General features: G+C 59.1%; 11 protein-coding genes. 2 read left to right on the top strand and 9 right to left on the bottom strand.

Annotated elements, in window-relative coordinates; translation table 11 throughout:
* Positions 1-38 precede the first annotated feature (38 nt).
* Together ADJ74_RS05870 and ADJ74_RS05865 are read left to right on the top strand one after the other, a co-directional pair.
* Positions 39-1190, top strand: coding sequence for a PLP-dependent aspartate aminotransferase family protein (locus ADJ74_RS05870; protein WP_050342648.1), 1152 nt, complete (start codon positions 39-41; stop codon positions 1188-1190).
* A 79-nt stretch (positions 1191-1269) separates the two neighbouring features.
* Positions 1270-2439: a MalY/PatB family protein gene (locus ADJ74_RS05865; RefSeq protein WP_050342646.1), complete on the top strand. Its 1170-nt coding sequence runs from the start codon at positions 1270-1272 to the stop codon at positions 2437-2439.
* Between the two features lie 67 nt (positions 2440-2506).
* On the opposite strand, the gene ADJ74_RS05860 is transcribed toward ADJ74_RS05865, so the two are convergent.
* The 9 genes from ADJ74_RS05860 to ADJ74_RS05820 all read right to left on the bottom strand — a co-directional run bounded on the left by ADJ74_RS05860 (position 2507) and on the right by ADJ74_RS05820 (position 14317).
* Positions 2507-2941, bottom strand: a complete 435-nt coding sequence (locus tag ADJ74_RS05860; protein WP_050342645.1) for a type II toxin-antitoxin system MqsA family antitoxin — start codon at positions 2939-2941, stop codon at positions 2507-2509.
* Between the two features lie 16 nt (positions 2942-2957).
* A complete protein-coding gene (locus ADJ74_RS05855; RefSeq protein ID WP_253271675.1) occupies positions 2958-3176 on the bottom strand; it encodes a type II toxin-antitoxin system MqsR family toxin in 219 nt (72 codons plus the stop codon).
* Between the two features lie 345 nt (positions 3177-3521).
* The gene (locus ADJ74_RS05850; protein WP_050342641.1) at positions 3522-4523 is read right to left on the bottom strand and encodes an endo alpha-1,4 polygalactosaminidase; all 1002 of its coding nucleotides are present in this window, start codon (positions 4521-4523) and stop codon (positions 3522-3524) included.
* Positions 4524-4547: 24 nt separating this feature from the next.
* The gene (locus tag ADJ74_RS05845; RefSeq protein WP_050342639.1) at positions 4548-6572 is read right to left on the bottom strand and encodes a hypothetical protein; all 2025 of its coding nucleotides are present in this window, start codon (positions 6570-6572) and stop codon (positions 4548-4550) included.
* Positions 6569-8041 carry an exopolysaccharide Pel transporter PelG gene (pelG, locus tag ADJ74_RS05840; RefSeq protein WP_050342638.1) on the bottom strand — a complete coding sequence of 491 codons (1473 nt, stop codon included), beginning with the start codon at positions 8039-8041 and terminating at the stop codon, positions 6569-6571. Before pelG ends, ADJ74_RS05845 begins: the two co-directional genes overlap by 4 nt.
* Complete coding sequence (gene pelF, locus ADJ74_RS05835; RefSeq protein WP_009753166.1) at positions 8022-9464, bottom strand: GT4 family glycosyltransferase PelF; 1443 nt, start codon at positions 9462-9464, stop codon at positions 8022-8024. The genes pelG and pelF overlap by 20 nt, the downstream gene beginning before the upstream one ends.
* On the bottom strand, positions 9464-11287 hold the full coding sequence (locus ADJ74_RS05830) for a DUF2194 domain-containing protein (RefSeq protein WP_050342632.1): 1824 nt from the start codon (positions 11285-11287) through the stop codon (positions 9464-9466). Before ADJ74_RS05830 ends, pelF begins: the two co-directional genes overlap by 1 nt.
* Entirely contained in the window at positions 11280-12185 is a 906-nt protein-coding gene (locus ADJ74_RS05825; RefSeq protein WP_050342630.1) for a hypothetical protein, read from the bottom strand. The genes ADJ74_RS05830 and ADJ74_RS05825 overlap by 8 nt, the downstream gene beginning before the upstream one ends.
* On the bottom strand, positions 12182-14317 hold the full coding sequence (locus ADJ74_RS05820; RefSeq protein ID WP_050342629.1) for a GAF domain-containing protein: 2136 nt from the start codon (positions 14315-14317) through the stop codon (positions 12182-12184). Before ADJ74_RS05820 ends, ADJ74_RS05825 begins: the two co-directional genes overlap by 4 nt.
* Positions 14318-14394: the final 77 nt, after the last annotated feature.

Below are 14394 nucleotides of genomic sequence, written 5' to 3'. Positions count from 1 at the left end.
GGACATAAACGATACAGGGAACTATGGGAGGAAATACAATGAAGGATTACACTGCTGAGGTGCATGGCTGTCACGAGTTCGACGCGACGGGCGCACTCACCACGCCCGTCTATCTCTCGGCGACGTTTCGCCATCCCGCATTCCGTCAGAGCACGGGCTACGACTACAGCCGCGTTGCGAATCCGACCCGCAGCGACTTTGAGAAGGCGATTGCCCTCCTCGAGGGCGGCGAACGCGCATGGGCACTCTCCTCGGGCATGGCGGCGATCAATCTCGTCTTTGCCCTCTGCGCCCCTGGGGACCACGTACTCCTGCCTGAGGATCTCTACGGCGGAACGGTGCGTCTCGCGAACGACATCTACAGCCGTTACGGCATCGGCTTCGAGTACATCGATATGCGCGATACGTCGCTGGTCGAGGCCAAGATGCGTGATACGACGAAAATGATCTTCATTGAGACGCCCTCCAACCCGATGATGTTCATCACGGACATCCGCGCACTCGCCGCTGTCGCTCATGAGCACGGCGCACTCCTCGTCGCGGACAATACATTCCTCTCACCGCACGCACAGAAGCCGCTTGCGCTCGGTGCAGACATCGTCGTCGAGAGCGCGACCAAGTACCTCTGCGGGCACAACGACGTGATCTGCGGCACACTCGCAGTGAGGGACGCGGACTCCGACCTCGCACAGCGGATTGAGCTGCTCGTGAAGTCCGAGGGTCCGAATCTCTCCCCCATGGATTCATGGCTCATGCTGCGCAGCCTCAAGACACTCGGCGTGCGCGTCGAACGCCATGCGGAGAATGCGCGTGCCATCGCAGCGTGGCTGCTCACCCGCTCCGAGGTCACGGAGGTCTACTACCCGGGGCTCGCAGACCATCCCGGACGCGCCCTGCATGAGAGTCAGAGCACGGGCTATGGCGGCATGATTTCGTTCAAGGTCAAGACCTCCGCCATCGCGCAGAACGTCCTCGCACATCTGCGCCTGATCGCGTTTGCCGAGAGTCTCGGCGGCGTCGAGAGTCTCCTGACCTACCCACTCGTGCAGACACACGCAGAGATGCCCCGCGAACTCATCGCGCGCACAGGGCTCGACGACCGCCTCCTGCGTCTCTCCGTCGGCCTGGAGGACGTGGAGGATCTGAAGGAAGATCTGGCGCAGGCACTGGAGAAGGCAGCACGGGCGTAGCAGCAGGGTTTGGTTTTGGACGGCACTGTCCTCCCCACACCGTTCCCCTGTCTGCCCCAAAGAGGAAGGAAAAAACATTATGTCCATCAATTTTGACGAAATCATCGACCGCCGCGGCACGTCCTGTCTGAAATACGACTTTGCTGTTGAGCGCGGCTACCCCAAGGATGTCCTCCCGTTCTGGGTCGCGGATATGGACTTTCGCGCGCCCGTACCCGTCATTGACGCCCTGGCGGCGCGCACGGCGCACGGCATCTTTGGCTATACGCAGATCAAGGACGACTACTTCAACGTCCTGCGCGACTGGTTCCGTACGCATCACGCGTGGACGGTGCAGCGCGGCGAGCTCGTCATCACGCCCGGCGTCGTCTTTGCCGTCGCCACTGCCATCCGCGCCTATACCGCACCGAATGAGGCCGTCATCATTCAGCAGCCCGTCTACTACCCCTTTGCGAGCATGATCCGCCAGAACGGGCGCACGCTCATCGACAGCCCCCTGCAGTTCGCTGACGGACGCTACAGCATCGACTTCGCGGATTTCGAGCAGAAGATCATCGACCATAAGGTAAAGCTGTTCATCCTCTGCAGCCCGCACAACCCCGTCGGGCGTGTATGGACGCGCACGGAGCTCGAGCAGCTCGCTGCCATCTGCCTGCGCCGTCACGTCATTGTCGTCGCGGACGAAATTCACGAAGAGTTCGTGCGCCCCGGCTTCCGCCACATTCCCTTTGCCTCTCTCTCCGCGGACGCCGCCGCCATCACCGTTACCTGCACTTCCCCGAGCAAGACGTTCAACCTTGCGGGACTGCAGATTTCCAATATCTTCATCAGTAACGAATCCCTGCGCCGCCGCTTCAAGGAAGAACTGAGCCGTACCGGCTACGATGAGCCGAACACGCTCGGGCTCGCAGGCGCAAAAGCAGCATACGAACACGGCGCTCCGTGGCTGAAGGAACTGCTCGCCTACATCGAGGAGAACTACGCCTTTACGAAGGAATACCTCGCTGCGCATCTGCCGAAGGTAAAGCTCATCGAGCCTGAGGGAACCTACCTGATCTGGATGGACTTCTCCGCCTACGGTCTCTCGGACAAGGAACTCAACGAGAAGGTCATCCATGAGGCGAACCTCTGGCTTGACGACGGCCCGATCTTCGGTGCGGGCGGCAGCGGCTTCCAGCGCATGAACCTTGCCTGCCCACGCAGTACCCTCCAAACGGGTTTCGCACATCTCGCCAAGGCATTCGGATAAATAAGCATACAAAAAGAGAAAATACAGCATCATCGCTGTGTTTTCTCTTTTTGTGTCGTTCTTTGATTCAGCTGACCTTCTCGCGTTCCCTGCGGTGTGCCCGCAGCGTCTCAAGCCCCTGCGGATATTCCTGCAGGAGGAGCAGGAGGTTTGCCATCGTGCGGCTCGGCAGGATGTCACCGGACTCATATTTCTGGAATGCCCGTGCCCCGCCGCCGAGGATCGTCCCTGCCTCCTCCTGCGTCAGTGCGAATTTCTTCCGAATGGATCGAATCTCCGTCGGGAGAGGAAGCCCCTCCACGCGTGCCTTCATCACGTGCAGAGCACGGTCAGACACCTTTGTATCCTCATGCGAGTGCACACTCCGTGTCCCATCCGCTGAGTACCACCCCGGCATATCCACCGTAACGCTCTCCCCTTGGTACGTGAATGTCATCGGGCGAATATCACGATGCAGTTCTTCCCCCGTCTCTGGGTCAATCATCATATCATCTTGATTCATCGCAATTCACTCCATTTCATTTTTCCTTAAACGACAGCAGCCAAAAGTCCGACACAATATCGTTTGCCGTAAACTTGATGTACAGTAAATATTCACCAAAAGGCACATGATAAACATCCTGCCAAACCTTGTGGTTATACTTCGAGGTCATGGACTTATAGAAATGCGATTGCTCCATGGAGGCGATTACTTCATGAATCCCATCCGCATCAAATCCCAATTCTGCCGCTGACATGAGCGCTGTTCTCGTAATAAAATACCCAGTTTGCTGAATCTTCCTAAGATCATAACTAGGGAAGCACTGATAAATTCAGCACCGCCATCTTAGCGCATCTTTTTTGCCCGCACTTCGTCGGAAAATCCTCCACATAGCTTTAGCTATGCGTCCGGTTTTCCTCCTTGTTCGGACGAAAAAATCTACGCCAATCTGACGGACTTCATTTTATCAGCGATTCCCTAGGCTTGTATTTATCCATCACAGGATAAGTTTTATGCTCCAATGACCCCCCTCCTCTCTTACATTTTACACCACTATGGTGTAAAAAACAAGACTTCCTCCCAGACGGAGGAAGTCACTTGTTTATTTGTTTTCTTTGAAATACTGCCACGCATCCATCACGTCGAGGAAGGCACCGTCAAAGCCCGCTGCCATAATCATGTCCAGATGGGCATCGGGGCTGCCATAGAGGATATCGCACCACTCCTTCGACCAGTAGCGAGCCTTGTAGCTGCCCGGCCACTCAGGATTCGGCTCGGCGAGCCAGTGCGGACGCTCTGTGTTCCACTCTTCCTTCCAGTAGGGACGGTAGTCCGCCGCCTCCCCAACGCTCATGTAGGAGAGCAGAAGACGCTTGCCGCCGTTCGCCTTTACCTTCAGTCGCGCAGTCTCTGCCGGGGTCAGCGGACGGTCGCCGTAGTAGAGATCGACGACGAGGAGGTCGTAGTTCGTTGCTGCAAGGGCGTTGATATAGGCGTCGCGCGTATGGAAGTGCTCGGGGTTCAGCAGGAAGAGGAAGTTTTTCACCTGTTTCAGCTGCGTAACATCGTCCGCGTTCTCGTTCATCGGCAGACGCCTTGGAATCACATCGAGCAGGCGGTCGCCCGCCTCGGCGACATAACCCTGCTCCGCACCGAGCTCCTCTACCTCATGAATTCTCTTGCCCTTCACATAGTCGAGGGTAAAGACTGCCTTGCCTGCCATGAGTGGCTTGCGGAGCATCGCGGTGAGATATTCATCCAGATCGCCGTCGTTGCGCTCCGGCGTGTCGCCGTTCTCCTCATAGCCGTCATAGAAGCGGGACTCCATCAGAATGCCGTCGAGCGCACGCACGAGACGTGCGACATTCTCCTCGGAGTTGTCCTTCGTCACCTCCAGCAGCCCCACAGGTCCGTTGCCGACGAGCAGAAAGCCCGGATGTCGCTCGCGCGCATAGCTGCCGAGCTGCTCCGTGAGGTCGATCATCGCCGTTTCCGGAACGACGTGCTCACGTCCGCCCTCCGCCGAGGGGAGTGCCTGATGCACGCCGAACAGTCCTGCCGCTCCCACGAGGAGTGCTGCGATTCCCTTTTTTACCTTGCCCATAAGCTCCCTTTCTGATCTCTTATCTCAGAGGCTCTCATTGTACCAGAGCGTCATACCCCAGCCGTGGTATCCGCCGCCCCCCTCATCCGTACGCACGTACCGCTCCGCCTGCAAAACGAGCTGCTTGCGGTCGCTCATCCGACACGCGAGCTCCGCGAGCAGGGAGCGGCGGCTGAACCCGCCGCCCGTATTGAGCTCCGTGCGCAGCGGATCGTAGGTCGAATTCACCTTCTGATAGTGCGCCATGACCTGCCATGTGAGGCGTTTCGAGATCGTATGCCGCACGCCGATGCCGTAGTACTGCCGCCCGATGGACGAGGAGCTGGGGGCTGTGCCCGCCTGCGTCTGCGAGAGGATCGTATAGTAGCGCAGCACATCCTTTTTCGTGACACCGCGATGGTAGAAGAAGCGCAGCTCCCAGTCGTCGCCGTCACGGTAGTGGCTCTTCCCCGTGATCGTTCCAGCATCCGTATCGATGCTGTCCTGCACGGCATTCCCTGTCGAATTGTGGTAGAGCTGCACCATGTAGGTTTTCTTCGCATCCGTATGCAGATACTCGAGCTCCTGTGCAAAGATATTGCCGGGTGAGACATGGGCATCCCACACCTCGCGCGAGTAGTTGTAGCCGCCGCGCATCGTATAGCTCATTCGTCCCGTCAGACGATCCTGCTCCGTGATCTTATGCAGCACCTCAATGCTCGGGATATACTGCCAGCCTGCGCCAAAGTCGGTAAAGCGCGCAAGGCTCTCCGGCACAACCGCCTTTGCACCAATGCGGCTCTGCCCCGTCGGAATGCTGAGGCCGAATCCGTAGCGAACGCTGTTGATGGGGTTCTCGTTGCGCAGGGTCAGGCTCAGCGAGGTATCCGTCCAGCCCGACACCGCGCCGTTTACAAAGCCCGTATCGGACTTCACATAGCCCGTCGAAAGTCCGTAGTCGAGCTTCTGCTTGCCGCGGTGCGTGCGCTTGTAGTAGGAGAGCGGCAGATAAAGCTGATGCCCGCCGCGCTCCCCGCGCCACGCATAGTACTCTGCCCCGGTCTGCCAGCCCGCCCCCTCACCGAAGCAGTTGAGATCATGCTGCGCGACGCGAAGCTGCTGTTCTGCCGTGCCCTCATCGCGCACGGCATCGCGCTCCCACGCTGCGGCCTGCTGCTGATAGTTCTCCGCATCCATCACGTAGGATGTTGCCTCCGCGAGATTTGTCGTGCTGTCAGCAAGATCTTGCTGATAGCCCGCAACAGCCTCGCGCGCGTCGCGCTCCGCATCCTCTGCCGCCTCACGTGCCGCCGTCAGCTGAGAGAAATAGTCCTCGACCGCATCCAGCTCGGACTGTGCGGCGTCCACCTCGGCGGAGGCCGCATCAATCGCGCTCGTATCCGACGTCCCCTCCGCCGTCTCTGCCGGTGCTGCACCCGCGAGAGCAGCATTGACCATGGCCTGTGCATCGTTGACGCGGTTCTGCTGGTAGCCGACCTCGTTCAGGACGCGCGCCACCACCGCCGCCCGATCCTTCTCGGCAGCGCTGCTCAAAGGAGCCGACGTGTCACCGCTCGCCGCTGCCATGCGATCATACCGTGCACTTATCGCCTCCACATGTGCGCGCTGCGCATAGACTGTCGGTGCGTAGTCCGCCTCCGCCTGCTGCGCCGCGATCGCCTCCTGCGTACGCTGTGCGCTCAGTGCCTCTGCTGCTGCAAGAGCGTTCTTCACCGCAGCCAGCTGCTCCTCTGCATCGTGCAGATTCGACTTGGCCTGCGTGAGATTCGCCGCGGCATCCGCCACGCCTGCCTTGGCATCGGCGAGGTTCTGCTGTGCGTCGGCGAGATCCTTCTTCGCCTGCGCGAGAGCCTCCTTTGCTGCACGGTAGGAGGCGATCTCATCCTTGACATCCATCATATACGAGTAGTAGCCGTACACATCGTGCAGCGCATCGTTGCTGCCCGCGAGGGCCTCATGCCCCGTCATGGCAAAAAGGAGCGTACACGCCGCCGCAGTCGTGCGCCGCAGGAGATCACGGCGGCGCTGCGCCCGTCTCAGCATACTCATGCCTTCTCCATCCTTTCCAGATCGGGGAGCTTGTCCCCATACAGCAGATGGGCAATCGTCCAAAAAATCCCCGCGTCTGCCTGATAGAACACCGGCTGCGCACAGAACACATAGTAGTTGATCCCGTTGGAAAAGCATCGGAGCAGCCACACGCCGTAGGCGAGGGCGAGTGCCGATGCGAGGAAGAAGCCAAAACCGTAGCTCTTGTCGCCGAGCCAGAAGCTGACGACGCCAAAGGCGATGTTGCCGACGGCGGCAATTGCGCCGATCCGCCACACGCCTTTCTGGAAGTCAAAGTACTCCAGCATGATCATAAAGATCTGCAGTGTCCCGACGAAGAAGGACGCAAAGAGGATCACGTTGTACATATTGATCGCATTGTAGTCCAGCCCCGCAAACGAGAGGATGTAGTTGCCAAGAGCGAGGAAGATCAGCGTAAAGACGAACTGGAACTCAAGCGCCTGCCGCATCTCGAACCACATGGAATAGAGCAGATCCTTGCGCGAGTCCTCGATGAGGTGCAGGTTCCCGCCGTGCGTGATCGCTCCGAAGTAGTGGGCATAGCGCTCGTAGAACTGCGTCTCCACCTTGACCACAAAGATCGTCATGAGCGGCAGAATCGAAAGCAGTGCGTAGAAGACGACCACATCATAGCGCGGCGCATAGAGGAATGTCCCGTGGATGAGCACGCCCCATGGCCCCTGCCATATAATGATGTTCGGCAAAAAGAGGCCGAGCGTATAGCCGAACGCACCGATGAAGAGGCGTCCGTGACGCCCGAGATAGGGGAGAAAGGCAAAGAGCATCCCGTCGCGCGGCAGTCCGAAGCGGCTCGTCACATAGAGGAAGAAGAAGAGCGCGAGAACGCCCATCCCCACATCCACGGATAGGAGCGCTCCCTCCGTCGGCGGCAGCCAGCTCGTTTCCAAGAACAGTACGGTCAGCAGGAGACTGATAAGCACGCCCACGAGATAGCCGAGGATGAGATACTTGAACTTCTTAACCGCCGTCAGGTAGACCCCGCCCACCCAGATCAGCAGCAGCTCCGAGAAAAAGACATGAGAGAGCAGTTTCAGCTCGAAGGCGAGCGGCTTGTTCCAGAAGAAAATCACCGCCGCAATCGTCCCGAGTGCAAGGAGAATCGCACTCATGCCGAACATGGACGGCGTCACGTCGCGATAGTGCTGCACCGTGATGCAGTCCGCAAGATAGCGCGTCAGTACAATCGTAAAGCCCGAGGAGAGCAGCTGCGAGAAGATGAAGGAATAGATCACCGCCCCGAGGAACACCGCCGAGGCATCATCGCCTGCGCCGTACGCGATGAAGAGCAGCTGCACAGCGAGCACCATGCTCGTGAGGAGGACGAACGGCCCCGTCGTCACAATGGCGGAGTACGAGTACGCCTTGAGATGTCCTGCCGCCGTCCGCGCACGGAACAGCCGCTTCAGCTCAAACCCGACGCCCGCCATGGGATCCCTCCTCCGCTGCCTCACGATAGGCAGTCCGATACGATGAAATAAACTGTTCGTAGGTATAGTGTGCCTTCGTCCGCGCAAAGCCGACCGCCGCCATGGAGCGGCGCAGCTCATAATCGCGCGCGAGGCGCAGAATCTCGTATGCCATCGCCTCAAAATCCATCGGGGCGACCACCGCTCCGGCGGTGCCGAGCGTATCGTTGCTGTCGCCGTAGATCAGCTCACGGCAGCAGCCGACATCCGTTGTCACGTACGGACGATGCGCCGAGAACCCCTCGAGCACAGCGAGCGGCTGCCCCTCGCTGATCGAGGAGAGCACGAGCACATCCATCTTCGGCAGGTACTCCGCGACGGGCACAGACCCCGTGAACTCCACATCCTCAAGACCGAGCATCTTCACCGTACGGTAGCAGACCGCCACATAGTCTGGATCCTCCTCCAGACCGCCCATGATGCAGAGCTTCGCCTCGGGCATCTCGCGCTTAACGATGGCAAAGGCACGCAGGAGCGTCAGGATATCCTTGATCGGCGCAACGCGCACGACTGCACCGACCTGAAACGCACCGCCGTGGTCGCGCAGCTCCTCGATGTGCGCAAAGCGCTCCATGTGGACGCCGTTCGGCACGATATGGATTCGGTCTGCGGGACAGCCGAGATCAACGGCGATCCTGCCGTTGTGCTCAAAGAGCGTATAGACCCGCTGCGCCGACCGATAGGCGATCCGCGCCAGATGATAAAAATACTGGATCCAGAGGCCCTTGAAATCCGTCTTCACCCAGTCACTCTTGATGATCTCTGCCTCGCGCTCACGCGAGTAAACACCGTGCTCCGTAATCATAAACGGCTTTCCGCTGAGCGTCGTCGCCATGCCGCCGACCACACCGCAGTATCCCGTCGCCACACTGTGATAGACATCGGCCTCGGGCAGCTTCTGCTGCAGCAGGAAAAAGAGCGGCAGCAGCATCGAGCGCATCGTCCAGAAAAAATCAGTGAACGGGAGATTTCGATATTCCTCCCGATAGAAGCGTACAATCACATCGAAGAAATCGCTCGACATAAAGACCGCGAGCGGCGATTTCCACCGTCCGGGGCGAAAGATCTCCGCGAGATGCTCAATCGACACCGTATGTTTTCCGCGGACGAACTCATAGAGCGTCTGCTGCTCCTGCCCCGTGAGGATGCCCTCGAGCATATCCGAGGAGCGCAGGGCGAGGATCTCGTCGAGAAAGACCTCCTCGATGCTGATGCAGTTCTTCGGCAGCTTGTACTTGAACTTGCCGCGATCCTTCCCCTCCGCACCGATCGAATAGACGACGAACTCATACTCCGGGAGCCCCTCCATGAGCATCTGTACCCACGACGATACGCCGCCCACAACGTAGGGATATGAGCCTTCCGTCAGCAGACAGATCCGCATCAGGGCTCCTCCTTCCAATAGATATGTGCCTCGGGCTTCGTCACGCGGACGATGTAGACACCGTCCTCCACCGCCTCTGTCTTACAGCCGTCCGTATGGTCGATCTCCTTCTCCGTGCGCAGCAGGAAGCGCAGCTCCCCGCTGTAGCCCCAGGAGTAAATATGCAGCCCATTCTCCTCGTGCACGACGCGATAATCCATGTCGTAGTAATCCGAGAAAATGGGAATACTATCCGAGACCGTCTCGGGCGTCAGCCACGGATAGCGCGTACTGAGGCGGTGCATGAACGACTTCAGACCCGTCGACATACTATGCCAAGACTGGTTGGCACTCTCCGCGTAGAACAGCTCATCGGGGTGGATGAAATGCGAGAACACGCCGATGTAGTTCAGCGCTGTGATCTCGCCCCAGAACTGCGCTTCATCGTCCTCATGCCCCGAGCTGATGCGCGGGATATTGTAGATGCCATCCTTGTAGTTAAAGTCCTGATACCACGCATGATCCGTCGCGAGTCCGTCGTAAAGCGAACAGACCGCGATGAGCTCCGGAAACACCTGCCGCACGGCAGCGATCCCCTCGGGGCTCGAGATGTTCGACGGCGGCACATAGTAGCGGAAATCATAGTCCGGATAGACGGATTTTATATACCTGCGCAGCTCCGTCAAGGAGTCGATCATATCTGCCTGACTCTCCCACGGCACATAGTCGAGCTTTGCCTGACCATAGCCCGCAGGCGCGAGCGGCTGATGATTGTAGCCGTGCAGCCCGAGCTCCCCACCCATGTCGATCAGCTCGCGGCCATAGATGATGAGCGCGTCGCGCGCCGCACGTCCGCCGAGCGCATGGAAGGGGCCTTTGATCTGTGCGTTATAGTTTTCGATGATCGCCCCCGAGAGGCGGAGGTTCTCGTCCTTTGCGAGTTTGCGCACGAACGGCCACCAGATTTTCCGGTAGAATGTCGCCGTATCCACGCCGAGCTCATTGTAGATATGGGGGAAATCTCCATCGGGCACCGGTGCCGGGAAGTCGTCGAGGATGAAAATCTTGACACCGACCACGGGGTAGATCGGATCCGTTCCGCAGTGCGCGAGCATTGCCATATAGATACCGAGATTTGTCTTGTCGTCGCGCTCCATCCCATTATACATATAGACATGGCCGTCGCCAAGGCTTTTCTCCCAGACGAGCGGCACGCCCGCTGCCGTGGCAATCTGCACCTCGGCATCGGGCGTGAGTGTCGTCAGATTGACCTGTGTCGTGTAGCTGTCACCGCCGTTAAAGCTGAATCCCTTCGCCCCGACGAGAAAGTTCGTGACCACATAGATCCCGAGCGCATCTTCCACCGTACCCACATCGGCAATGCCGACATCCGCGAGCAGTGACGCATCGATCGCATCCTTGTCCTCCTGCCAGATCCGCTGCATGGCAAGGAGCGTTCCGCCGCCGCGCACATAGTCCATGACTGCAGGCAGCATCGTCACCCGCTGGAGATGCCCCGTCGTAATCGCCACGCCCGTATAGGAATCATCGAGCGGGACACTCTCATCCATCGGATGGCTCTCGTATGCCTTGCGCTTTTCCGTCAGCAGCTTCTCCACATTGTGCCGCGTATACATGCTCAGCACATCCGTCGGATCGTAGAGGATGAGGAACTTCTCCTGCGGCATATCCCCGTCGAACGGTTTGTCATACACCGTATGGTTCCCGAGCAAACGATTGGAGAGTGCACCGAGGTGGAGGAAGCCGTCGAGACGGCTGTACTGGAAAAAACATCCGAGGAAGAACGAAACGAAAAGGAGGATGTAAAGACTGCGCTTATTCATGCACTCTACCTCCATCCCAATACCGTATCGCCTGCATTGCCTCGTTGCTGAGACGTACCGGCAGCTTCTTCAGGGCGCTGATCATCTCCAGCAGCTTCTCCCGCCGATGCGACGCCTGATAGACATTCATCAGGAGGAGGAGCGGCAGCTCGTCATTCGGGTGCTGCTCCCGCATCTCCAGACAGGACGCCTCCGCCTCGAGCATCTGTCCACCGTGAATCAGCTCACGGATCTCCTCCGCTCGGTAGGCGGGATGCTCGGGATGGCGCTCCGCGAGGAGACGCAGCATCTCCCTGTAGCGCGTGCGCTGCTGCTCGCGCGTCACCTCGTCGCCGTACTGACGCAAGAGGAACTCGCGCACCTTCTTGACGTACTCGTCCAGCAGGGCGTCGTCGTCCGCGCCGCGCTTGATCTGCTCCTCGAGGGTATAGATCTCCTCGTTCAGCTGCTCCATGTGCGCCGTCATGAGCGACACTGCATAGTAGGCGATCTCACGGTCGCTGTCGTGTACTGCCTCGTTCAGGATCGACTGCCGCTCCACCACATTCTGCTTGATCGCATCGGTGAAGAACTTGCGCTTCAGCTTCGCATCATCGAGCAGAAAGGTATCACGCAGCGGCACAATATCGCCGCTGTAGGCGGGATCATCGATCGAAAGGCTCAGATCCTCGTCTTCTTCGTCCGGTCCTGTACGGCGCATGAGCCCGAGCACCTGACCGATCAGCTCGTAGAGCAGCAGCAGCACGAGTCCCGCGACCGGTATGGTAAGGGAGACGAGAGCCTTGGACAGTGCCGAGATCCACCCGCGATAACGCCATTCGAGCACGGTACAGACGAGAACCACGACGAGGTATATGGCGACGAAGATCCATCCGCCCGGAACGCCCTCGTTCATCATAGTGACTGACTCTCCCCCGTTTCAATCCCGACCTTTGCGAGACGTTCCCGCACCATGGCAAGCGTCTTGCCCGTAACATCCGAGAGGAGCAGCGAGACGCCTTTCTCTGTCGCGCCGATCACATCCTCGGCACGAATGCTGTTCGCGATCTTATGGTCGAGCTCGCGATAACTCATGTGATGAATGTGGATCGGGAGCAGCGTGACAGGATAGTCCGGCTGCAGCCGACGGCGCTCGCGGAACTCCGCGACCACCTTATCGAACTCCTCCGCACGCAGGATGCGCGTATCGTCGAGATACTTGCGGTCGGCCGTCTCCTTCTCCCATGCGTAGGCATTCGCGAGCGAGCCCGCGACCAGGCGCGCCGTAATCGAGAGCAGATTTTGCTCGTAGAGGCTCCACTGCTCGAAGTCCAGATGATAAATCTGGACCACCGCAATGACCCTGCCGTCGTGGACAATCGGTGCGGCGAGATCGGGGACCCCCTTCATGAGGTCGCGGTTGACAAATATCTCGTGATCCTCGAGCACCCGCTTCAGATACGGATGATCCTCCACGCGCAGCGAGCGCGGCAGCTCGTAGGTGCTGTCGCCGAGACGTACCTTCTGGCGCAGATAGTAGCCACCCTCACCCACCACATAGACCACGACATCCTTGACGCTCAAGATTTCTGCCGTCACGGCTGCTGTCTGCGTATAGAGGTTCTCTGTCTCGACCGAGTCCAGACGCGAGGTGATGCGATAGAGGCGGCCGATGCTGTCGTCCGAATTGATGATCTGACGGTAGAGACGATCCTTGATGGCAACGCTCTCCTTGAACAGATTCTCAAGGAAGGAGACACGGTACTGCAGACGGCGCTTGACCCGCCCATCCGCACGCTGACGGAACGCCTCACGATCGGCAAAGTAGCCCGTCAGCACGGCGGTAAAAAAGTAGGAAACAAAGTGGAGGAACTCCGGCGGGCTGTAGAGGAGCGCCACGAGATCCCAGCCCTGCCCGAGCAGCGAGCGGATGAGGATCACGAGTGAAAATCCGGCGGCAAGGAGTGCCTGCTGCTTTCCGTAGAGAAGCCCCATACAGCTGATGTAGATAAAGGCAAAGTCCACATAGATGATCGGATTGACCGGCGTTCCGCCCTGCAAATGCGTCACACCGAGCGTCAGGAGTGCACCGACGATATTCTCCACGAAGGGGACGACGGTGCGCATGATGCGCGCACGCTGTGCCCGACGGATGTACTCCATGCCCTCCGCCTGCGCCGTCTCGCGCGCCGCCTTCATCGCCGCCCATGTCTCGCGCAGCCCGGGGACAAGTGGGCGGCGTGGCTGCCAGCCCAGCAGCTCCGAAGCTATCGTGCTCCGAAGCACGGCAATCCCGTGCGGGTGATGCGGGGTGGCGGACGTATGCATCGAGGGGAAGAAGTCCGCGCAGATCATATAGAGATCCTCCATCGTCGTCCCCTCTGTGGGGGCAATGTGGAGATATGGCTCATGAAAGTCACGCGCCGTTGCCTGATAGATTGCATAGACCGCGTCACGCGCATCGACCAACCCGCACATCGTCTCGGCGGGCGCGACGTACTTCGGCAGAGAACGCCCCGTGAGCGCCATGCTGAACAGGCGTCCGATCAGGCCATCCTCCGCCGTCATCCCCGGAGCATAGAGCTCGGGAAGACGGATGACAGAGACGGGAACGCCCTGTGCACGATACGCCATGCCGAGCTCTTCGAGCCGTACGAAAAGCCTGCCGTCCGCATTCTGTGGATTCACTGCATCACGTTCCGTCGGCTGCGTCCCGGCGGCAAACACCTCGTCGTCGGAGAGCAGAAAAACCTGCTTGACCGCACGCTCCTGCGCCATGCGCAGGAGCGCATCCAGACGACGCATCGCAACGGAGGTGTCGCGCTCCAGTCGGTAGACGAGCAGATCCAGATTCTGAACCGAAAAGACCTGTGCCGCCTCCGCACTGTCCACCTCGCAGTCATACGTGTGAATCCCCTGCGGAGGACGTTCTCCCTCCACCGCGCGAAAACGATAGAGCTCCCACCCCTCCTTTGCGCAGCATGCACCGAGCAGCTGCTCCAGATAGCGTGGAAGCCCAACGAACATCGCCTTTTTTGTCCATGTACTCATGTCATCATCCTATTCTTGCGACAGTCGGCATCTCACCAAGGGATAGTCCATACAACCCATGCCATTTCCGCCAAACA

The sequence above is a fragment of the Selenomonas sp. oral taxon 478 genome (genome assembly GCF_001189555.1).
GTDB classification, from domain to species: Bacteria; Bacillota; Negativicutes; order Selenomonadales; family Selenomonadaceae; genus Centipeda; species Centipeda felix.
The sequence above is the reverse complement of the archived record's forward strand: the minus strand, read 5'-3'. Positions and strand labels throughout refer to the sequence as shown.